General features: G+C 66.2%; 16 protein-coding genes and 2 pseudogenes. 4 read left to right on the forward strand and 14 right to left on the reverse strand.

All coding sequences use genetic code 11. The features are described 5' to 3' along the window. The first annotated feature begins 133 nt into the window (after positions 1-133). The 3 genes from G1H11_RS21300 to G1H11_RS21310 all read left to right on the forward strand — a co-directional run bounded on the left by G1H11_RS21300 (position 134) and on the right by G1H11_RS21310 (position 3,740). Positions 134-1,081, forward strand: coding sequence for an ABC transporter ATP-binding protein (locus G1H11_RS21300; protein WP_163820630.1), 948 nt, complete (start codon positions 134-136; stop codon positions 1,079-1,081). Beyond that, positions 1,078-2,727 (forward strand): ABC transporter permease, encoded by a 1,650-nt coding sequence (locus G1H11_RS21305; RefSeq protein WP_163820631.1) that lies wholly within the window; start codon positions 1,078-1,080, stop codon positions 2,725-2,727. Before G1H11_RS21300 ends, G1H11_RS21305 begins: the two co-directional genes overlap by 4 nt. Before the next feature lie 89 nt (positions 2,728-2,816). Continuing rightward, the gene (locus G1H11_RS21310) at positions 2,817-3,740 is read left to right on the forward strand and encodes an RNA polymerase sigma-70 factor (protein WP_163820632.1); all 924 of its coding nucleotides are present in this window, start codon (positions 2,817-2,819) and stop codon (positions 3,738-3,740) included. Between the two features lie 25 nt (positions 3,741-3,765). On the opposite strand, the pseudogene G1H11_RS21315 reads toward G1H11_RS21310, so the two are convergent. Continuing rightward, a pseudogene (locus tag G1H11_RS21315) lies at positions 3,766-4,404 on the reverse strand (helix-turn-helix transcriptional regulator); the annotation flags it as partial. Between the two features lie 5 nt (positions 4,405-4,409). Here G1H11_RS21315 and G1H11_RS27255 point away from each other — a divergent pair. Further along, positions 4,410-4,517: pseudogene (locus G1H11_RS27255) on the forward strand (RidA family protein); the annotation flags it as partial. A gap of 76 nt (positions 4,518-4,593) precedes the next feature. On the opposite strand, the gene G1H11_RS21325 reads toward G1H11_RS27255, so the two are convergent. From G1H11_RS21325 to G1H11_RS27260, 13 genes are all read right to left on the reverse strand, one after another. Continuing rightward, a complete protein-coding gene (locus G1H11_RS21325) occupies positions 4,594-5,526 on the reverse strand; it encodes an aldo/keto reductase (protein ID WP_163820633.1) in 933 nt (310 codons plus the stop codon). A 248-nt stretch (positions 5,527-5,774) separates the two neighbouring features. Further along, complete coding sequence (locus tag G1H11_RS21330) at positions 5,775-6,170, reverse strand: VOC family protein (protein WP_163820634.1); 396 nt, start codon at positions 6,168-6,170, stop codon at positions 5,775-5,777. A gap of 242 nt (positions 6,171-6,412) precedes the next feature. Beyond that, positions 6,413-10,327 carry a phosphodiester glycosidase family protein gene (locus G1H11_RS21335; protein WP_163820635.1) on the reverse strand — a complete coding sequence of 1,305 codons (3,915 nt, stop codon included), beginning with the start codon at positions 10,325-10,327 and terminating at the stop codon, positions 6,413-6,415. Positions 10,328-10,353: 26 nt separating this feature from the next. Continuing rightward, positions 10,354-11,235 (reverse strand): phosphatase, encoded by an 882-nt coding sequence (locus tag G1H11_RS21340; RefSeq protein WP_163820636.1) that lies wholly within the window; start codon positions 11,233-11,235, stop codon positions 10,354-10,356. Between the two features lie 158 nt (positions 11,236-11,393). After that, positions 11,394-12,176, reverse strand: coding sequence for a GntR family transcriptional regulator (locus tag G1H11_RS21345; RefSeq protein ID WP_163820637.1), 783 nt, complete (start codon positions 12,174-12,176; stop codon positions 11,394-11,396). 137 nt (positions 12,177-12,313) lie between these two features. Beyond that, positions 12,314-13,243: a carbohydrate ABC transporter permease gene (locus tag G1H11_RS21350; RefSeq protein ID WP_163820638.1), complete on the reverse strand. Its 930-nt coding sequence runs from the start codon at positions 13,241-13,243 to the stop codon at positions 12,314-12,316. Between the two features lie 2 nt (positions 13,244-13,245). Next, positions 13,246-14,217, reverse strand: coding sequence for a carbohydrate ABC transporter permease (locus G1H11_RS21355; protein WP_163820639.1), 972 nt, complete (start codon positions 14,215-14,217; stop codon positions 13,246-13,248). Continuing rightward, positions 14,201-15,691 carry an N-acetylglucosamine/diacetylchitobiose ABC transporter substrate-binding protein gene (gene ngcE, locus G1H11_RS21360; RefSeq protein ID WP_163820640.1) on the reverse strand — a complete coding sequence of 497 codons (1,491 nt, stop codon included), beginning with the start codon at positions 15,689-15,691 and terminating at the stop codon, positions 14,201-14,203. The genes G1H11_RS21355 and ngcE overlap by 17 nt, the downstream gene beginning before the upstream one ends. 118 nt (positions 15,692-15,809) lie before the next feature. After that, a complete protein-coding gene (locus G1H11_RS21365) occupies positions 15,810-16,898 on the reverse strand; it encodes an SGNH/GDSL hydrolase family protein (protein ID WP_163820641.1) in 1,089 nt (362 codons plus the stop codon). 422 nt (positions 16,899-17,320) lie between these two features. Next, positions 17,321-17,491, reverse strand: coding sequence for a hypothetical protein (locus tag G1H11_RS21370; RefSeq protein WP_163820642.1), 171 nt, complete (start codon positions 17,489-17,491; stop codon positions 17,321-17,323). A 102-nt stretch (positions 17,492-17,593) separates the two neighbouring features. Then, positions 17,594-19,339: a glycoside hydrolase family 127 protein gene (locus G1H11_RS21375; protein ID WP_163820643.1), complete on the reverse strand. Its 1,746-nt coding sequence runs from the start codon at positions 19,337-19,339 to the stop codon at positions 17,594-17,596. Beyond that, a complete protein-coding gene (locus G1H11_RS21380) occupies positions 19,336-20,112 on the reverse strand; it encodes a carbohydrate ABC transporter permease (protein ID WP_163820644.1) in 777 nt (258 codons plus the stop codon). The genes G1H11_RS21375 and G1H11_RS21380 overlap by 4 nt, the downstream gene beginning before the upstream one ends. Further along, the gene (locus G1H11_RS27260; RefSeq protein WP_163820645.1) at positions 20,109-21,098 is read right to left on the reverse strand and encodes an ABC transporter permease subunit; all 990 of its coding nucleotides are present in this window, start codon (positions 21,096-21,098) and stop codon (positions 20,109-20,111) included. Before G1H11_RS27260 ends, G1H11_RS21380 begins: the two co-directional genes overlap by 4 nt. Between the last annotated feature and the right edge of the window lie 7 nt (positions 21,099-21,105).

The raw sequence follows: 21,105 nt of genomic DNA on the forward strand, positions 1-21,105 counted from the left end.
AGTACCGGATTCAAGTCCCCGTCATCGATCCGACCCGGTCACGGGCCGCACGGGGCGTGATCTCGGTCACAGCCTGTCATGGTACATCGGGCTGTCTCGTCTGTTGTTCGTGACAACAACGAACGGAGACGCCATGACTGCGGCTATCGCTACGTCTGGTTTGGTGAAGACCTATGGCCGGACTCGTGCGCTGGGCGGGCTCGACCTCACAGTGGAGACCGGTCAGGTGCATGGATTCCTGGGGCCGAACGGTGCCGGCAAGTCCACCACCATCCGGGTGCTGCTCGGATTGTTGCGGGCCGACTCCGGCCAGGTGGAGGTACTCGGCAGCGACCCCTGGCAGAACGCGGTCGCGCTGCACCGCCGAATGGCATACGTGCCAGGGGACGTTGAGCTCTGGCCGAACCTCACCGGCGGTGAGGCGATCGACCTGCTCGGACGGCTTCGAGGTGGGCTCAACAAGGCTCGCCGGGCCGAGCTGATCGAGCGATTCGACCTCGACCCCACAAAGAAGGGCCGCACCTACTCGAAGGGAAACCGGCAGAAGGTCGCGATCATCGCGGCGCTCGCGTCCGACGCGGAGCTGCTGTTGCTCGACGAGCCGACCGCGGGCCTGGATCCCCTGATGGAGGTGGTCTTCCAGGACGTGATCAACCAGGTGAAGAAGGAGGGCCGCACGGTGCTGCTCTCCAGCCACATCCTGGCCCAGGTGGAGGAGCTCGCCGACAAGGTCAGCATCATCCGCCACGGCGAGATAGTTCAATCCGGGACGCTCTCCGAGATGCGGCACCTGACCCGCACCACCATCGAAGCCGACACCCAGCAGCCGGTCACCGGACTGGAGGGGATGGCCGGCATCCATGATCTGGAGATTGCCGACGGCCGGGTGCGGTTCGCGGTGGACGGTCAGCACCTCAACGACGCGGTCCAGGCCCTGAGCCGGTTCGAGATTCGTAGCCTGACCAGCCATCCACCGACGCTGGAGGAGCTCATGCTGCGCCACTACGGCGACGAGCTCTCCGCCATCGGCAACGGTGGCAACGGCAAGGCGCCCGCCAACGCTCACGGAGGGAAGCGATGACCCTCACCGCCGTCCAGGAGCCGACTAGGGCACCCGCCAGTCACTCGGCGGGCAGCGTGCTCGCAGGAACCGGCACGCTGATCCGGTTCATCCTGCGCGTCGACCGGGTCAAACTGCCTGCGTGGCTTCTTGGCATCTCGTTGCTGCTGTTCCAGCTCGCAACGGCGGCGTCCAGTCTCATGGAGACCGAGCAACAGCGGGAGGATGTCAGCCGGTTCATGGAGGGCGCGGCGGGTGCCATCTTCGGCCCCGGCTACGGCCGCGACGACATCACGCCAGACCTGTACGTGGCCGGCGTGTACGGGCTGATGTTCTTCATTCTCGCCGCGATCATGAGTATGCAGCTGGTGGCCCGCCACACGCGAGTCGATGAGCAAAGCGGCCGGGCCGAGCTGCTCCGCTCGAACGTCGTGGGGCGGTACGCGCAGCTCACCGCCGTGCTGATCGTCGCGGTCGGCGCCAACGCGCTGCTGGCGCTGATGCTCGGCGGCGTCATGAGCGCCAAGGGCTTCGGCGGCGCCGATGGCCTCTTGTTCGGCGCCGGCGTCGCGGCGGTGGGATTGGTCTTCGCCGGGATCACCGCGCTCACGGTCCAGGTCACCGAGTACGCCCGGGCGGCCACGGCGATGGCAGGCGCGACCCTCGGCGGCGCATGGGCGGTGCGAGCCGCGGGCGACATGATGAACGATTACGGCAGCGCGCTGTCCTGGTTCTCCCCGCTGGCCTGGTCCAACCAGACCCGGCCCTACGTGGACGGCCGCTGGTGGCCGCTGCTGCTCTCGGTCGGATTCGCGGCCGTAGTCGCGGCGGTGGGGTACGCACTGTCGGGCCGCCGGGATGTCGGTGCGGGGTTGGTCGCGGCTCGCGTGGGAACACCGGTGGCGGCGCCCTGGCTCAGCTCACCGCTCGCGGTCGCATTCCGGCTGCAGCGGGCCAGCCTGTTCTGGTGGACGGCGGCGCTGGCGATATTCGGTTTCATGTTCGGCGGCCTCGCCGACCAGATCACCGACGCCGAGGGCATCAGCGAGGACCGGATCGAGATGTTCGGCGGCTCCCTCGACACGCTGGCCGACGGCTACCTCGGCGTGATCACGCTGTTCACAGCCTCTCTCGCCGGCATCATGGTCGTCCTCGGCGTGCAGGCGGCGCGGGCAGAGGAGACCCAGGGCCGGGCCGAACCGCTCCTGTCCACCGCGATCAGCCGCTCGGCGTGGTTCGGCGGCTACCTGGCGGTGCTGGCGATCGGCCTGATCGGGCTGCTGCTCGTGGTCGGATTCACGGCCGGGATCGGCGCGGCACTCTCCGTGGGCGACGCCTCCTACATCGGGGAGCTGACCCTGGCACATCTGGCGCATGTGCCAGCCGTGCTGGTGCTGCTCGGGCTCGCGGCGATGCTGTTCGGAGTCCTCCCGCGGGCCATCGGGGCGGTCTGGGTCGTCCTGAGCCTCGGCCTGTTCGTCGGGCTCTTCGGGACGCTCCTGGATGTTCCACAGTGGCTGCGCAATATGCTGCCCACGGAACACACAGGCCAACCTCCCTTGGACAGCATCTCCTGGCCGGCGATGGGGATTCTCCTGGTGATCGCCGCCGGGCTGATGGCAGCTGGGCTTGTCGCCTTCCGTCGCCGTGACCTGGAAACCAAGTAGGCCGATGCGCGCCGAGGAGGAGCTCTGGCGGACCAGCTGCCATACTTTGCCGGTGGGGGTTCCTCATCAAGAGAATGAGCTGACTAGAGATGTCCATCTCGGAGCTGTACGACGAGCTGCGCCCGCGAGCGTCGGCCATCGCCTACCAGATGCTCGGCAGCGTCAGCGAAGCCGAGGACGTGGTGCAGGAAGCATTCCTTCGGATGCATCAGGTCCTGCAGCGAGGCGAACAGGTCAGCTCGCCGCGGGCGTACATCGCCACGCTTGTCACCCGGCTGGCCATCGACCAGCTCCGCTCGGCGCGGGCGCGGAGGGAACGGTATGTCGGTGAGTGGTTGCCGGAGCCACTGACCACCGAGTCGTCACCGGCTGAGCAGGCCGAGACCTCCGACTCGCTCTCTCTCGCCTTTCTGGTCCTGCTGGAGAACCTGACGCCGCAGCAGCGAGCGGCGTTCCTGCTGCGCGAGGTGTTCGAATACTCGTACACGGAGGTCGCGGAGATCATCGGCACCGATGTGGACAGTGCGCGGCACCTCGCCGCCCGCGCCCGCAACCACGTGCGGGAGCGCCGGCCGCGGCATCACGCGTCGCGGCGGCAGCGGGACGAGCTGGCCCGGCGGTTCTTCGCCGCCGCCGAGCAGGGCGACCTCCCGGGCCTGGAGGATTTGCTGGCGGAGGACGTGGCAATGCACGCCGACGGCGGCGGCAAGGTACCGGCACAGACGCGGCCGATCTACGGCCGGCAGCGGGTGGCGAAGGCGCTGTCGCGTGGGATTCTCGCGCTCGCGGGCTGGGGGGTGCGCATCCAGCTCACCGAGGTCAACGGCCAGCCGGGTGCGGTGGCGATCGACGCGCACGACCGCGTGCTCGCCGTCATGGCGCTTGACATCGCCGACGGGCGGATCCAGTCGATCCACTCCATCGCCAATCCCGACAAGCTGCGGCACCTCGGTGAGGTCGGCGCCTTCGAAGATCTGCGGCGTACCGGCCGCCGAACCCGCGACGACGGCTGAACCACCGGCGCCGCGGGCACACGTCTCAGGAGGACTCTCGGTAGCAGGTGGCGATCGCGGCGGCGCGGCGGTGCAGGGAGGTACGCAACCACTGCGGGGCAAGGGCTTCCGCGTTTGTGGCGAGCTGCCACAGCGCCCATTCGGCGTGTCTCGAATCTTGGAAGGTCACCTCCAGCCGCAGCCAGCCGTCCGCGTCGGATTCTTCGGCGAGGACGGCCAGCGCGGTGCCCACCAGCTGCTCCCGCCGTGCCGGGTCCACCCGTACCAATACGGTGACCTGATCGCCACCGGTCCGAAACCGCGTGCTGCGGTCCTGCCATTCCCGGTCCAGATCGACCCGGTCTGCTCGCTGTGCGGGCTCGGCGAGTTCCTCTGCAGCCAAGATCCGGGACAACCGGTAGGTTCGGTCCGCGCCAGACCTTGTGGCCAGCAAGTAGCCCTGTTCACGTACGGTGACCAGGCCGATCGGGTCCACCGTGCGCCATTTCGGGGCCCGCTTCACAGCCTCGTAGTGGATGCGCAGCTTGTGTCCGGCGAATACCGCGCGCCGGACCTCGGCCACGACGGTGTCGGGCACCTCCTCAGCGACCTGCCGACGTGAGAGGAGGTCGATCTCCGGGTCGATGAGCAGTCGCTCGGCCACGCCGGCCGCGGTGTCCCGGTGGCCCCTCACGGTTGGGCGCCGTCCGAGTGGCACCGACCACCACGATGCTCGGGGTGACGCGGCTGGCAATCCCCGGCCAGATGGTCGAGCTCGAGGGGACCGCCGTCGCTTGATGCCAGCTCACTCCCGCTGCCGGCGGCCCTCACCCATGCCCGGATCGCCTTCAATCACCGTCCAGCGTCCTGACATCTAGGGCACGGTGTATCCGGCGTTGCGGAACAGCTCGTACCACTCGGCTCGGGTGAGTGGCAGTTCGGAACCCAACGCCGCGGCGGCGACACGTTCCGGGTTGGTAGTGCCGATGACCACCTGCATCTGGGCGGGATGCCGGGTGATCCAGGCGGTCGCGATCGCCACCGGGGGCACGTCATACTGCTTGGCGAGCCGGTCGACGGTGGCGTTGAGCTCTGGGTAGTGAGGGGAGCCGAGGAAGGTCCCGGTGAAGAATCCGGCCTGGAACGGCGACCATGCCTGCAGGGTGATGTCGTGCAGCCGGCTGTAGTCGAGCAGGCCGTCGTCGCGGCTGAGGGACTGATCCAGGCCCTGCATGTTGGCGGCGACGCCCTGCGCGATCAGGGCGGCATGGGTGATCGAGAGCTGCACCTGGTTCGCGACGAGCGGTTGGGCGACGTACTTGCGTAGGAGATCGATCTGCCTCGGTGTGTGGTTCGAGACGCCGAACGCCCGGACCTTTCCGGTGTCGGCGAGGTCGGTGAAGGCGCGTGCTACTTCTTCCGGCTCGACGAGGGCGTCGGGCCGGTGCAGTAGCAGGATGTCGAGGTAGTCGGTGTCCAGCGCCTGCAGGGACCCGTGCACCGACTGCATGATGTGGTCGTAGGAGAAGTCGAAGTACGGGCCGTCGCGGACGATGCCGGTCTTGGTCTGGATCACCAGCTGCTCGCGCTCGGACGGCGTGAGGCGCATCGCCTCGGCGAAGCGTCGTTCGCATCCGTGCAGTTCAGTGCCGTAGACGTCGGCATGGTCGAGGAACGTGATGCCCGCATCCATCGCGGTTTGCACCAGCGTGCGGACCTCCTCGTCGCTCTTCTCCTGGATGCGCATCAGCCCGAGCACGATGTTCGGTGCGGTGATCTCGGTACCGGGCAGGACGAAGGTCTTCATGTCTGGTTCCTCATCGTCGGACAGGGGAGTGGCGGCCGGCTCACCCGAGCATCGGGACATCAAGCTCGAACGGTGCGCGGGCGAGTCGTGCGCTCTCCTCTGCAGGGCTGGATGGAACGCGCCGTAGGCCCAAGGCCTCACGTAGCACTCACTTTAGGGAGTCGCTTGTCCAGCGGTCCAACAGCTTGTGGATGTGGAATTCAGAAGCACGGAAGATCAACGGTGTTCAGCGGCCGTGCGGACCGTGTTCAGGAGTCAGTGGCGACCTTCCACAGATGACCGTCCGGGTCGCTGAAGTAGCCGGAGTAGCCGCCCCACGTGGCGGCGGCCGCCTCCTGGACCACGGTGGCGCCGGCAGCTACCGCCGTGCGCATGACCTCGTCCACCTCTTCGCGGGAGTCGGTGAGGAAGTGGAACGACGAGCCACGGAACCCGAAGCCCTCCGCGGAGACTCCGGCGTCCTGCGCCACTGCTTCCCATTCGTAGAGTGCCAGCGACGACGATCCCTCGCCCAGGCTGCACCGGACGAAGCCGGGGAAGTCCTGCTCGATCTCACATCCCAGGCCGTCGACGTAGAACTCCTTGGCACGGGCCACGTCCTTCACGCCGAGCATGATGACGCTCACCTTCAGTTTGGTATCCATGGTGGTCACACTAGATCCGCACCGCCATGGCCGCTTCTCGATTCCTGATCGATAGCTGCGATACCCGCCAGTGGGAGAGCCGGGCGACTCGTCATCCATCTTCCCGACCGGGAAGGGGTGCGCCCTTGAGAAACGCCTCATACTCGGCCCGAACGTCGTCCTCCACGCTCGGCTGGATCAACAGTGTGTGGTGGCCCGGCGAGACCACCACACACCGCCGATCAAACTCCGGGGAGGACGGACTATTCGGTGAGTTCGATCTCCAGGTTTTCGGTCTGCGAGTTGACCGTGACGCCGAGCTTGATCGTCCCCACACCCAGCGCGGTCAGCGTTCCAGTCCTGGGATCGAATGCGGCCACGTGATCGCGGCCGGCATCCTTGGCCGATCCGATGTGGACCTTCTTCGAGCCAGACCACATCGCCGCCATCGGATAGCCGACGCCGACAGCCTCGTCTCCCTGTGTGATGACCGCCTCGACCGTTGCGGTGGAACCAACGGCGACGGTCGCCGGCGCGGTCACCGTCAGCGAATCGGCGCGTGGAACGAACTCAACTCTCATGCCGTCTCGCTTGATCTTGCGGCCGACCTCCCAGAGTGACCAGCCGGCGAAGCCGCCGTAGGCTGCGTCCGCCACGGCCGCGACAGAGCCCGCACCATTGGTGGCCTGCGGAACACCGTCGATACGCTGCGCACTGAACGCGCCGGCTGCACCTCCGATCAGCACCGCGCCCTTGCGCGATTGCTCACGGAACTCAGTGAGCCACCATTCCAGCGTCGCGGCCTCTTTGCGGTCGTCGAGCTGAACGTCGTAGGGAGGCACGACATCGCGTAGCGGCAGACTCTGCACGACGACAACCGACGCGATGTCCCGGTCATTTGAGGCGTCGGCGAGCTGGTCTCGAATCAACGGGAGCTGTGTCCAGTCACTCTTGCGGTATGACTCCTCGGTGGTGTCGAGCAACAAGAACCGGACGCCGCGATGGTCCACCACCTGCGGAATCGTTCCGAACTCGGCCTCGAACGCCGCCAGTGACCCTTCGCCACGCTCGGCCTCGCCCGGCACGTAGTAGTAGTCGACGCCTGTTAGCTCGTCGTCAAGCAGTCGCCTGGCGAACGCGAAGTTCGCAGCCGTGCCTTCGGCCACCAAGCCGCCGTTGACGATCACCAGGCCGGCGCCGCGATCGCGCATCTCTCCCAGGGTGCGTCGTGCTTCCTGGACGGCCGCGCCCTCGGGATCATCCGCGCTCACGCCGAGATCGGAGACCACGGCGAAGGTCCAGTCGCCCGGCTTGCCCTGCGTGCCATACTCGACGAGCGGATCGGTCACGGGCTCGCTCTGTTCCACCCCGGTCGGCTTGGGAGTCAAGGCGGTCAGCTCGTCGATCACCATCGTTCCGTGGTAGCTGGCAGTGGGATCGATCTCGTTGAAGTAGATCCGGCGAAGCTTGATCGGGTAGACCACGCTGTTGGGCACCTGATAGGTGAGCTCTTGCCATCCCGGTTCCTCGACGAAACCAGGCTGAACGGTTCTCAGCACGCCGAGCGCGTCGACGATCTCGATTCGCGCGCGAAGACCCGGTGGGTCGGCCTTCACCCGGAGCTGGAACTGCGTCGGCTTACCGGGCACGGCGAAATGGCCGTCGGCAGGCCACACCCCGATCCCGCGGGTCAGATCGCTTTGGGTGAAGTCGTACGTGAGCTGTCCGCCCGATCCGGCGAAGCCGTCCGTAGTACCGGACCACTCTCCGCTGGCCCGCAGGGTCCAGAGGTCCCAGCTCTCGGTGGACTCGAAGCTGTCGACGACGATCTCCTCGAGCTCGACCGGTTCTGGTTGCAGGGCGCTCAGCTCGTCGATCACCGTCGTTCCGTGGTAGCTGGCAGTGGGATCGATCTCGTTGAAGTAGATCCGGCGAAGCTTGATCGGGTAGACGACGTTGTCGGGCACCGCGTAGGTGATCTCTTGCCATCCCGTGGCTTCGATGAACCCCGGTTCGACGGTCCGCAACGTCCCATTCGCGTCGACGATCTCAAGCCGCGCACGCAAACCGGCCCGGTCAGAGTTCACCTTGAGCCTGAACGCCTCCGGTTCACCGGCTATCTCCAGAAGGTCGTCGACCGGCCACACGCCGGCGCCGCGAGTCTCGCCGCTCTGGGTGAAGTCGTAATCGAGCTGGCCGCCCGATCCGGCAAAACCGTTCGAGGTCACGCTGAACTCGCCACTTGCGCGCAGTGACCAGAAGTTCCAGCTGTCGGTGGTCTCGAAGTCGTCGACGACGACCTCCTCCAGCCCGAACGTGACCGGCACGGTGATGGTGAGGTCCTCGACCGCGAGCTCCACGAGCTCTGTCCCGGTGAACAGATCCCCGCTGATTTCGAACTCGCCCTTGTCGGTGACCTCAATGTCGAGGGCGGCCTCGTCATAGCTCAGCTGGACGTCCGCCGGTTCGATCGGAGCGGAGTAGCCCGCGTCGTCGAACCCGATCACGTCGAAGGTGGCGGTGGGGTCGCCGGCCTTGAGGTCGATCTGCTCGGACGACGCCTCGATGCGCGCGAGCTCGCCCAGCACCGTAATGCCGAACTCGCCCTCGGCGTTTCCGAGCGACGCCGTCACTGTCGTTTCGCCGGGAGCCTTCGCCGTGAAGACACCAGACCGGTCGACTCGGCCGACCCTTGGGTCGTCGCTCTTCCAGGACGGTCCGCTCTCCGCGGGCAATTCCGCCGGCGAGTACATCTCGTCGTAGGGGGTGGCGGTGATGGTGCGAGTCAGGCCGGGGAACACTCGATCGGTACGTAGCCGCGGAACGAAGGCCCCGCCCGTGGCCCGCTCGGGTTCGACGGCGGTTTCCAACCAGAATCCGGCAAGGTCTCCGCTTCCTTCGGGGACGAACAGCCCCAACCCGTCAGGCACCGGGCGCTGCGTGAGATTCCCGGACCTGACCTCGTCGTCGTCGATCTCCGACGGACGGTTCACCAACTCGACGACCTCGGCCCCGGGCTGGCGGGCGACCATCGTGGTGGAACCACCGCCGTCGAGGTTCAACGCGGTGTACGCACCAAGCTCGACCATCATCTCGGCGAGCTCATCGAGACTGACGCCGGTGGAGAACTCGGGCTGCCTGCCGTCCACAGTCAGCATGTACATGCGGCTGCCGTCCTCGGAGAACCCGATCGCGGTCCGGGGGTGCGGCTCCGGATCGGAGTCGGCGATCCTGGGCTTCAAGGGGACCCCGCCGGCCACCAGCATCTGCCGCCCGCTCGCGGCGGCCCTGATGCGCTGGTCGTCGGTCGACCGGACGTCGTACTCGATGCTCACCGCGTCGCCGACGGCCAGACTCGCCAGAGGCGTCACGCCCTCACCGCGTCCCACCAGCGCAAACGAGCCTTCCTCTAGCTGTCCTTGCCCTGGCTGCGCCGACACCGACGCGACGATGCCGTCGACCACCAGGACCTCGATCTTCTCGTCAGTGTCGTCCGTCGGCCGGTTTCGCGTGTATGTGCCCCACTCCGGCGTGAACGCCATGATCCCGCTAGGGATCTGAAGGTTGGGCTTGTTGATCGCGTCGAGCGGCACGGTGGAGCCGTCGGGCAGGCTGACCGTTCCCTCGAACACGATCTCGCCGATGGCGGCCATGCCGTCCTCGGTGACCACGACCGAGCATTCGGGGCACGAGCCTTTCGGATCGTCGATATGCGGCGATTGGAGGAGTTCGCCGTCTTGGATCGCGACACCCCACGGTGCTCCCGACTTCGCGATGTCGAAGTAGCTGGCGTTGACCGCGGCAACCGCGCCGGCTCGATTCGCCTGAGTGGAGAGCTCCTCGCGCTTGGCTACGCTGCCGGGGAAGACCCGCCCCAGCGTGACCTCCTGGGTGAGGTCGGCTGTCAGCAACGAGCCCTTCAGCCACGTCGCGTCGCCCGTGATCGCATCAGGGCCGTACTGCTCGAACGAGGTGAGCGTCGTCCCCGGCGCGACCGGACGCTCGTCGCGGAATGTCTCGAGACGAGCTGAATCGGCGAACAGGATGTCGGCATGCGGTGGGGGAGCGATGAACGTGCTGACTTCCGCACCGTGCGCGGTGCTGAACGACGACGCGATCAGTCCGGCGGACAGTACTGCGCCGAGCCGGCGCCGGCGTGATGAATCGCGATTGAGCACAGGATCCAACCTCCTTGGGATGACGATCAACCTCGGGGCTTGCCGGTGGCTTTCGCGAGAATGAACTCTGTCACCGGGGTGAACTGCGCGGGAGTGAAGTTGTCCTCGATGCACAGGATGTGCTCGTGCCGCCCACGCGTGTGGGCGAGGGAGAGCGCGGCGTCGTTGACGTCGGCGATAGACAGGGTCGGGATGCCCGCCTCGATCGCGGCTCCAGCCATGCCGTGATCGGCGATGACGAGGTCGATCCGCTGAGCGGACGCCGCGGCCTCCGCGAGAATGGCTTGCATGTAGTCGGGCAGATGCGTGTGCAGGATGGCCTCGTTGTCGAACGCGCACCCCACACCGCTGACGAAACGAATCCCTGATTCACCTGCCGCGTGCGTAGGCGTCGCACCTGGGAGGCGATGGTCGTCCAGGGGACGAAGAATCCGGTTACCAGCCGTGCGTAACGCGCTCGCAAGCTCGGCGTAGTGCTCCAGGAGCCCCGTTGGATGACCGGTGGCCAGCAGTATCGATGCTTCTCCGGATCGCACCAACGGCCGGATCACGGCCGCGTGCCGATACATGCCCTCGATGGCGCACTCGGGCGAGATGTAGCCCGTGTCCGCTTCGCCGTCGGTGACGAGATCGCCAGCGACCGCCTTGGTCGCGGCCGCGACCTCGTCGAACGTCGCCGTCTGCCAGTCGCTGAGCCCGAAGCTGTAGTTCGGGTCCCCGGTGAGGGTGCGTTCGATGTACGTGACCGACTGCTGCCTCGTCGTTCGTACGGTGCCGGCGAGTTGCCGCTCGACCAGGAGATCGCGGAGTGCGTCGTCGGCCGACGCGCCGTTCTTCACAGCGCCCATCGAGCCGCGGTGTCCGGATGCGGCTGGGTGGAACTCTGGCGGGCTGGCTGCCGCACCCATCCCCACACAAGACATGTGTGTGGTGACGTGCTGGGGGTGGGTGTGCTGTGCATCGTGGCCCGCCTTCTGTCGTTCGGCCGCTGACGCAATCAACACTAATCAGACATCCACAGATGTCAATACCTTTGATATACCAATTGCAGATGACTGGGTGGGCTCTACTCCAGAAGAGGTGCCCGCGCGCCCTGATCCAGATAGCTCAGGTCTTCATGTGGCGCGGCCGAGATGTCGAGGGTGGCGCTGATCATGTAGCGGTCGCCGCGGAAGACCGTCCTGGTGAACTCGACGACGACGCCGTCGGCGGTGTGCGTGGTGGTGCGGAACAGGAAGGCCGGCGCGTACGGCGGAACCTTCAACACGTCCGTCTCGGCCGGGTTCGTGACGGTCGGCTCGACGGTCTGGGTGCCCCCGGTGACCTTCAGCCCATAACGGTCCTCGATGACCTCGTACAGCGACCGCTGTTCCAGCTCGTCCGCCGGAAAGTCCGGGGTCAGCGACTCGGCGAGATGTGTGGTGGCCACGGCCACCGGCTCGTCGTCGGCCAAGCGCAGCCGCCGGATCACCATGACCTGCTCAGACGGCGAGACATGCAACCGCCAGCTCAACCTGGCGCCGGCTTCGCGGTGCTCGACACTCAGGACGCGTGTGGCCGGCGTCAGGCCGCGTTGCCGCATGCCGAGCGAGAACGACGCCGCCGTGGGCGCCTGGGTGATGGTGGGGCGGGCGACGTAGGTGCCACTTCCTTGCCGCCGCGTGAGGTACCCGTCGCGAACCAGATCGTCCACCGCCCGGCGAACCGTCAGCCGCGAGACATTGCAGTCCTCGGTGAGTACCCGCTCCGGGGGGATCGGATCGCCGACGTTGAGATCCTCGAGCAGACCCATGATCCGCTCGCGCACCATGCTGTACTTGTGGCCCCGTGCCCCATCCGCGGACTTCATCCCATCCTGCTTTCCAGCCGATCACCCGATCTCGATGATCCACCCTACGCCACGCCACTAGCTATTGGTCATACTTCAGAGCTCAACCCGGCCAAGTCATCAGGATCAATTCTCGGGATATGGCTGTCCTCGTAGGTTCATTTGAGAAGGCCGGCGGTGAGGCCCGACTGAACCTTCTTCTGGAACGCGATGTAGACGATCAGCACCGGCAGAAGCGCGATCACCAGGCCGGCGAACAGGGCCGTCCAATCCGCCCGGAAGCCCGTGGAAGTGGTGAGAAAGGCCAGGCCCTGGGCCAGGACGCGTTTGTCGTCTTCGGTCATGATCACCACGGGGAGAATGTACTGGTTCCAATGCCCGAGGAAGTTGAACAGCGCCAGGCTCACCAGGCCGGGTTTGGCCATCGGCAGCATGACCCGCCAGAACAGCGAGAAATGCGAGCAGCCATCCATGATTCCGGCCTCGGCGACGGTATCGGGAAGCGTGCGGAAGAACGCGGTCAGGAAGAACACCGTGAACGGCATCGAGAATGCTGTATAGACCAGGGCCAGACTGACGTGGCTGTTCAGCCCCATGAACTCGCCGATGACCGGCCAGTTCCCGGTGTCGCGCACCACGAAGAACAGCGGCACGAGAGCGAGGAACACCGGAAACATCAGCCCGGCGAGGAACACGTAATAGAGCACCTTGCTGCCGATGAACGTGTATCGCGCCAGCGCATAGGCAAGCATGGCGGAGAACACCATCGTCATGGCCAGCGACATCGTCACGACGATCACGCTGTTGACGAAGTACTGGCCGATGTTGGCCTCGTCCCAGGCCCGGGCGAAGTTGTCCCACGCCAGCCCGTCGGGCAGGCCCATCGGATCGACACGAAACTGCGCGTTCGTCTTGAACGCGCTGAGCATCGCCCACACCAGCGGAAGGGTGGTGATCAAACCCCAGACGAGCAGGAAGCCGCCGTTGATGAAGCTCACGATGCGATCTGCCCGGCGAGCGTGGCCCGGACGATACGGCGGTGCCGTCGAGGAATCCGGCCTCTGATCCAGCAGTTCTGTGGCAGTCATGACTAGGCGAGCTCCACTCGTTCGCGGCGAAGAATGCGCATGAAGATCAGCGAAACCGCCAGGGTCAGTAGGAGAAGCACGACGCCGATCGCGGCCGCATATCCGAAGTTGTTCGGCGGCGTGAAGGCTTCTCGATACACCTTCACGCCGAGCACGTCGCCGGCGCCCTCGACGCCCCCGCCGGTCCCGAGCATGACGCTCACCAAGGCGAACCCGTCCATCGCCTGAATGGCGAGATACACCCAGCCAACCTGGACCGTGTCCCACACCAGGGGCACGGTGATCTTGCGGAATGTCGTGAACCTGCTCGACCCGTCCAGCAGCGCTGCTTCGTAGATGTCGCGGGGGATCGACTGCATCGCCGCGGAGAACATGACGACGTAGAACCCGGCGAACGACCAGGTCATGACGATGACGACGACCCAGATGAGGTACTTCGGCTCCGCCAGCCACAGTTGCGCGAGCCTGCCGAGACCGATCGCCTCCAGGGCGTTGTTCAGCACTCCGCCGGCGTTGGCGGGAGCGAAGACGTACTTCCACACCACGGCGACGATGACCACCGACACCACTTGCGGAAAGAAGTACACGACCTTGTAGACAGACGAGCCGCGGACACCTGTCACCGCGCCGGCCCGTCCCCGGCCGCCGACGTTGATCATCGACGCCAGGAACAGACCCAGAGCGAGCGTCAGAACCGGCACGACGAGCAGGAGGATCAGGTTGTTCCGCAACGCCGTCAGCAGCTGCGGATCGGCGATCATCCTGCGGAAGTTGTCGAGCCCGACGAAGTTCATCGTGGCCGTGTAACCGCCCCAGTCGGTCAGCGAGATCCACATCGCCTGCAGGTACGGCGAGAACATGAAGTAGCCGTAGATGACGGCTCCTGGCACGGTCAGCGCCAAGAGGAACGGGTATTTGCCGCGCTGCAACGCCACCGACGACGTGCCTGCCGGCCGGCTACGCGTGCGTCTCATGCTGAATCGCGTCGTCCTCACGCCACTTCGTGGCCACGCCTTCGCACAAGTCCGCCCATTCCTCCGGGTTGACGTCGCCCTTGAGCAGCTTGAACGTGGCGCCACTGATGTCGTTGCCGGCGTCGCCGCTCTCCATCGACGGGTACCAGAGCGGATAGAGCCAGTTGACGACGTTCTCCCCGGCCGCGGTGAAGGCGTCCTTGGCCGAACTCAATCCGGGAGCGTCGAGCTCCACGCCGTCAGCCGCGCCGAGAACCGAGGTGAAGCTCTTCACCATGTTCGTGAAGCCCTGCGCGCCCTCCTTCGACAGCATCGCCCGCATGTACTCCATCCCGGCTTCGGGGTGCGCGGCGTCGGCCGGGACCACATACGGAGTGCTCGGCTTGGCTCGCAGCGTTTCGTACGGCAAGGCCGCTGATGCCTCGTCGATGATCGGTTCGTTCATGTAGGCGATCTGGAACTCGTCGCCCCGGGCGGTGATGAGGTCTACTTCCTCGTTCTCCAGCCAGGAACCTGCCGGGACGATCGCGGCTTCGCCTTGCACCCAGGCCGCCTGCGCGTCGCGGAACTCCATTCCTTCGGTGCCTTCCATGAAATAGCCGTTCTCGGCGAGCCGGTAGATGGCTTCCGCGGCCGCCAGCACCGACGGGTCCTTCCACGCGCCTTCCACCAGGTTGTCGATGTTCTTGAGCACCTCGACGCCGCCCTGCTTGGCGGCCATCGTCAACAGCGGCCAGTTCATGTAGTAGGGAGCGGTCAGGCCCTGGTAGGTCCACGGCGCGATACCGGCGGACTTGATCTCGGCGCAGAGATCCAGCATGTCGTCCCACGTGCGCGGCACGGTCCAGCCGTTGGTGTCGAAGAGCGCCTTGTTGTACCAGAGGCCGTACAGCGTGAACGCGTAGTTCAGCTCGTAACACACGCCGCCACGCGAGCCGACCTCCACGGTCCCGGGCACCAATGTCTCCCGGACGGTTTTGCCGGGGTCGTCCCAGCTCGGCGCGTCCAACAGTGGTCCGAGGTCCGCGAGCTGGCCGTTGGCGATCAACTGGGCGGTGTCGAGCTGGCCGTCGCCGGAGTTGTTGATGAAGTCCGGCGGGTCGCCCGCGACGAAACGTTGCTGCAGTTCAGCTCCGATGTCGACCGCCTTGTGGTGGTCGATCGTCAGATCTGGCCACCGCTGCTGGAGGAGCGGTTCATGGATCTCCACGGCGTAGGCATCGGTGAACCCGCCGTCGAAGATCCAGATCTCCACCTCGCCGTCCGTGGCGATACCCAGCGGGTTGTCGGCTGTGATCTCGCCGGCCGGCGATGCCGCGGCCTCGTCATCGGGCTCGTCAGTGCTTCCGCTGACACAGGATGCCAGAAGTGCGCTGCCCGGGCCTAGGGCGACGCCGGCCAGGCCGATCTGCTTCAGGAACCGGCGCCGCGTGGGCGCACCCGATGGCGTCGTGCGTTCGGTACTGCGAGACATGTCATCTCCTCTGGGCGTGTGAATGGCCGCGATATGTCGGGTGTTCGGTGCGCGCCGGAGTCGGCCCGCGTTCTGCTGGGGTCCTGCTGACGACGTCAGCGCCGGTGACTGGTGTGCCTCAGGTCGCTGGCTCGTGTGTGAGCCCGGCGTGCTCAAGTGCGGACCTGACGATCGGCTCAAGCCGCTGCAGCATGTGGTGTGCTCCGAGATCGGTCGGATGCGAACCGTCGACGGTGCCGTCGCCGTCTCGGCCGACCATGCCGTCATGGTCGAGGTAAAGCAGCCGGCGATCGCCCTGCTCGACCAGGCGCCGATAGACACTGCGCAGCTCAGCCCGTTTGGCGGCATGGTCGTCCATCGCGTCTGGCCGCCACCAGGCATCGGTTCGGGTGCGGTCTTCGACCAGAAGGATCGGCACGTCCGGACGACGCTCCCGTAGGTGACGGATAAAGGGTTCCGCCCGGTCGGCGACGTGCTTCGCAGTCATGTTGGGCAGGGCGTCGACGACGAACAGCGCGGCGTCGATCTCCGCGATGAGTACCGCCAGCGAGATCTCCATCTTCGCGCTGCCCGACAGGCCGAGATTGATCACCGGCCGGCCGATCCGCCGGCCGAGGATCGCGGGCACGCTCATGCCCGGCCGTGACGCCGCCGATCCTTGGACGATGGAGCTGCCGTAGTGGACCACCGGTGGTGCCGGATCCGGAGGCGACAGCTCGAGCCGAGCTCCAGGATCCACGCCGACAGCGACGTCGTCGGCGCGGTTGTACATCGGCAGGTACAGCCGGTATTCGCGTTTCGGCTTGTGTGCTATTCCGTCGATGAGCAGGCACGTCTGCTCGCCTGGCCGGTGGGGAAGGCCGGCGGCCGCGAACCTCAGCCGGCCGTGCTCGTCCTCAGTGTAAAGGTCGACGCCGCTGACGGACAACGCCGACATGTGCGGGCTCGCGATCGGACCCGCCGGAAGAGTCCACCGCACCCCGATCTCGCGTGCATCGGTCCGGAACCGGTAATACAGGCCACTGGCGTGGCGGCTCAGATTCCAGACCGGTTTCGGCACCATCCGCTCAGCCCGCGCGGGCAACCGGTCCGTCAGCCGTTCCGCCGCAGGGCATCGCCAGCCCCGGCCCTCGGGCTCACCGAACCGAACCCACCGCAGCCGGCCGGGTAAGGCCTGGCAAGCATCCCCAGCCTGGATGTTGCACATGTGCTACGCCTACTTTCGCCGCGTGTGAGCTACAGGGCCTACGAACCGCCGATCACCGACGCAAATCATCCTATTCAGACATCTACAGATGTCAATACCTTTCAAGTACCAATTACAGATGATTACTCGGCCCTCGTGGTGCTCGCGGGGGGCGTGGATGGGCGCCAAATTCGCAGTCCAGGGCGCCGCTGAGGCGGCCGATTCCGAAGGCCGCGCCGCCGTGCGAGATCACCATTGTCGAACGTCTTATGTTGGAAGATTCCTGGAAACAGGCCATTGGCATGAGTAGACGCCCTTGCCATACTGAGCCGCGTGAACGTTTCACAGGCGAGTAAGGCGCCAGGGCGGTGCGCTCATGGAACACCCTGGTCGCCGATGTCTAACTCGTCCGTTCGCCGGAACGGCCCGGAGGTCTCACTGGATCACAGCGGCGAGCCGATCGGCGCAACGGCGGTGGCCCGGTTCAGCGCCGGACGATCCGAGGCGCCCCGGCATTCACCAGCCCCGTCGCCGGCGCGGGCGCGGCCTACTACCTCGCCACGCTGCCCCACGACGACGGCATGCTGGCGGTCACCCGTTACGTGTTCACGCACGCAGGAGCTCCGTGCTGCCGGATGCGGACCCCGATGTGGAGCTGCTCCGTGCCGGCGAACACCTCGTCGTCTTTCCTGTCGGCTGATGACGCACGCCAGACACTAGTGCTCGTGCGGGTGCTGCTCATGGGGGTCGTGGACCGACTGCGGCGAGGTGACCAGAATGGGAAACGATATGCGCGTGGCCGCGTCGTTGCGTCCGCGATCCGTGGTAGCCAGCGGCTCGAGGGTCACATCGGTGCGGAACGTGTCGTATCCCCAGGCAGTCGCCCTCCAACGTCCGTCCTCGGCCTGCACGATGCCGTCGTGGAGCGAGATCTGAAGCGCGCGAATGCGCAGCAGGTCCTCGAGATCGTTCGTTGTCGACGATGCGGCGAGCAACCGCGGTCCCAGGTAGACCGCCCATGGCCCCTCGGTGAGATCGATGTCGGGCTCGGTCGAGTTGGCCATGGGGAGGAACGTGCGGGAGCCTCGGCCTTCGAACGACAGAGCGGCCTCGAGCTCGAAACGCACCGTGGCCTTTCCATCGGGAAGATCCACGACCACCCGGTCACCGTCGAACCGCGTCGCGACGGTCTCGCCGTCGCGGAGCACCTGGCGCAGGACGGAGGTCCGGGGGAGTCGCAGCCGCAGAATCGTGGGCAGATCACCCGTGGAACTCACTCGCACATCGACCGGACCGCTGTCGGGGTAGGCGCTTGTCACCTCCACGTCGATCGTGTGGTCTCCCAGATCGACGACCTGCCGGAACGAGACGGGCAGGGCGATGTCCACGGCGTCTGACGTAACCACGGCGGCCCTGGAGGCGACGTAGCCGATGGCTGCGACGCCGTGGAACGTGCAGCACCACCATGCCTGAGGGGCGTAGTCCGCATGGAGCATCGTCGCGTCGGGGTTTCGAGTCTCGCAGCCGAAGTGGCCTGAGGTGTGCTGGGCATGCAGGAGTGCGTTGAACAACGCCTGCTCGTACCGCGTCGCGTGGCGCGGGCCACGTCCGAGCTCAGCCAGTCGGGCACACAGCATGGCCCAGTCGGCGATGCCACATCCCTCGGTGTTGATGTCCCAGGGGGTCGTCGTGCTTTCGAGCACGCCACCGTGCGGGAGCAGGAAGCCGGTGGCGACCCGGTCGGCGGCCCGGAGCACGTATTCCGAGAGCTCGGCGTTCCCCGTCTCCACGCCCAGCTCCAGCATGCCGCGCAAGGCGAGGAGGTAGCCGTGCATGTGGACGCCCTCCAGCCGATCCGGAAGAGCGGCGGCCAGCCGGCCCGCGGTACGCAGTGCCGTCTCGTCACCCGACTGCCGGTAGTACTCGACCAGGGGGAGGACGCAGGAGTAGCAGTCGAGGAGAAACTTGCGACGCTGGTTCACTGGATCTGCCAGCCACTCGACCCAGTCGTCCGCGGAGTACGCGAACCAGCGCACCAGTGCGGGCACGGCGTCGCGGAGCCGATGAGCGTTCCGCTCGCCTGACCACGCCGCTGCCCGGAGCAGTCCGGCGAGCAGCCGGCCATGCCCCCAGGCACGACCATGGTCGAGCATGCCCGCCGCCCCGGGCCGGCCGAAGGAGCCGTCGGGATTCTGGGTGTTCAAGACGGTGGTCAGGATCCTCTGCGCCTTCTCGGTGTCGAACGGCAGCCCGAGTTCGAAGGCGACACCACAGGCGTCGATGTACCGGCCGGAGAGGTCTCCCGCGTAGTCCTCGAAGAGGCGTGGAGACTCCGGATCCCGGACCACGTCCTGTACGACGAGCCGTTCGGAGTAGGGCGTGTCCATCGATAGCTGCGCTACGGCCGCGGCGAGATGCTCACCCAGGATGCCGTTCAGCCGCACTGTGACCTGCTGATTCATTTGACCGCCCCCGCGACGATGCCTCGTTCGAACCTGCGCTGCATGAGGGCGTAGAGGGCGATGATGGGTAGTTGGATGAGGACGAGCGACGCGAAGATCTTGGGTACGTCGACGAAGAACTGAAGCTGGAAGCTGGTCGGAACCACGGTCACCGTTTTCATGTCGTCGGTTGCCATGAACATCAATGCGAGCAGGAACTCGTTCCACGAGCTGAGGAACGTCCAGAGCGCCACCATGATCACTGTGGGAATGGTGAGCGGGAAGAACACCTGCCAGAACACGCGTGCGTGGGAGGCGCCGTCCACAGCCGCCGCCTCGTGCAGCTCGTGCGGCAGTGCGTCGTAGGTGTTCTTGAGAAGCACGAGCCCGAACGGAAGGGCCAGCGCCGCGTAGGGCACGAACAGGCCCTGGTACGTGTTCGCCCAGCCCAGAAGGCTGTGAATCTGGGTGAGGGGAACCAGGACGGCGGCGGTGGGCAGCATCAGTCCACTGAGCAGAAGCACGTAGATCGCGGTCCGCCCGCGAAAGCGCAGGAGACTGAACGCGAACGCCGCTGCCGAGCCGAAGACCACCACGATCACGATGGCGCAAATCGTGACGATCGCGCTGTTGAGCACGTAACGGCCCAGGCCCTGGGTGGACAGGACCGTCGCATAGTTGTCCAGGCCCCCACGACTCAGGGACACCTGGCCTAGGTACAGCAATGGCAGCATCCACACGAAGGCGACACCTGCCGCGATGGTGAGCCCGACGGGCCGCGATCCGGTGGTCATGCGTCTCGCCTCCGTGAGTACAGCCACAACTGGACGAGCGTGACGATCATCGCCACGGCGAACACCACCGTGCCGATGGCTGCGGCGCGGCCGTCCCTGCCGTCCAGCAGTGTGCGGAGCAACAACGTGGTGGGCACCTCACTGGCATGGTCCGGGCCGCCCCGGGTGAGGACATAGACGAGGTCGAAGGTCTTCAGCGTGCCGATCACCCCTAAGATGATCAAGGCAAAGTGCGCCGGCCGGAGCAGCGGCGCGATGATGTGCATGGCTGTCTGCCTGCTGTTGGCACCGTCCACGACGCTGGCCTCCACCACCTCTTCCGGTATCCCGGCGAGCGCGGCGTGGTAGATGGCCATGCTGAACCCCGTCCATGTCCACACGTTCACGGCCGCCACCACCGCCAGTGCGGTGCGAGTGTCCGCCAGCCATTCGTGCGCGAGCGCGTCCAGGCCCAGCGATCGCAATGTGGTGTTGAGCAGGCCGTTGGTCGTCTCGAACACGTCCGCGAACAGGTAGCCGACGGCGACAGGAGTGAGCACCACCGGGAGGAACAGCAGGCTGCGGATGACTGTGCGCACTGCCCCGGACCCCCGGAGCATGATCGCAAGGGTGAGGCCGAGCAGCATCTGTACGGGTATCGTCATCGCGGCGAAGAGCGCCACATTGCGGAAGGCGAGCAGGGTGGCGCGGTTCTCGGCAATCCAGCGGTAGTTGTCGATGCCTGCGAACCGCAGGGTCGGGTCGATCTCGGTGTTGCCGTAGAACGAGAGTTGGACGTTGCGCAGAACAGGCCAGGCGACGAAGCCGATGAACAGGATCAGGGCGGGGACGACGAACAGGTAGGCGGACCAGCCGCCCCGCCAGGATCCTGCCCTTGGCCGGGTCGCACTCTCCGTGGGGGACGCGCGGCGACGCGTCCGTCTCTGCCCATCGGGCGAGATGTCGTCAGTCGATGCGCTCGCATCGACAGGGTCTTTACGGGTCACCGGCCGC

The sequence above is a fragment of the Phytoactinopolyspora alkaliphila genome (assembly GCF_010550695.1).
Classification (GTDB): Bacteria; Actinomycetota; Actinomycetes; order Jiangellales; family Jiangellaceae; genus Phytoactinopolyspora; species Phytoactinopolyspora alkaliphila.

Excerpts from the sequence above, each read along its gene's own strand:
- G1H11_RS21350 (WP_163820638.1), bottom strand. The coding sequence starts at position 13,243 with ATGACTGCCACAGAACTGCTGGATCAGAGGCCGGATTCCTCGACGGCA.
- G1H11_RS21340 (WP_163820636.1), bottom strand. The coding sequence starts at position 11,235 with ATGGGTGCGGCAGCCAGCCCGCCAGAGTTCCACCCAGCCGCATCCGGA.
- G1H11_RS21325 (WP_163820633.1), bottom strand. The coding sequence starts at position 5,526 with ATGAAGACCTTCGTCCTGCCCGGTACCGAGATCACCGCACCGAACATC.
- G1H11_RS21365 (WP_163820641.1), bottom strand. The coding sequence starts at position 16,898 with ATGTGCAACATCCAGGCTGGGGATGCTTGCCAGGCCTTACCCGGCCGG.
- G1H11_RS21380 (WP_163820644.1), bottom strand. The coding sequence starts at position 20,112 with ATGACCACCGGATCGCGGCCCGTCGGGCTCACCATCGCGGCAGGTGTC.
- G1H11_RS21305 (WP_163820631.1), top strand. The coding sequence starts at position 1,078 with ATGACCCTCACCGCCGTCCAGGAGCCGACTAGGGCACCCGCCAGTCAC.
- ngcE (WP_163820640.1), bottom strand. The coding sequence starts at position 15,691 with ATGTCTCGCAGTACCGAACGCACGACGCCATCGGGTGCGCCCACGCGG.
- G1H11_RS21375 (WP_163820643.1), bottom strand. The coding sequence starts at position 19,339 with ATGAATCAGCAGGTCACAGTGCGGCTGAACGGCATCCTGGGTGAGCAT.
- G1H11_RS21355 (WP_163820639.1), bottom strand. The coding sequence starts at position 14,217 with ATGAGACGCACGCGTAGCCGGCCGGCAGGCACGTCGTCGGTGGCGTTG.
- G1H11_RS21300 (WP_163820630.1), top strand. The coding sequence starts at position 134 with ATGACTGCGGCTATCGCTACGTCTGGTTTGGTGAAGACCTATGGCCGG.
- G1H11_RS21345 (WP_163820637.1), bottom strand. The coding sequence starts at position 12,176 with ATGAAGTCCGCGGATGGGGCACGGGGCCACAAGTACAGCATGGTGCGC.
- G1H11_RS21330 (WP_163820634.1), bottom strand. The coding sequence starts at position 6,170 with ATGGATACCAAACTGAAGGTGAGCGTCATCATGCTCGGCGTGAAGGAC.
- G1H11_RS21310 (WP_163820632.1), top strand. The coding sequence starts at position 2,817 with ATGTCCATCTCGGAGCTGTACGACGAGCTGCGCCCGCGAGCGTCGGCC.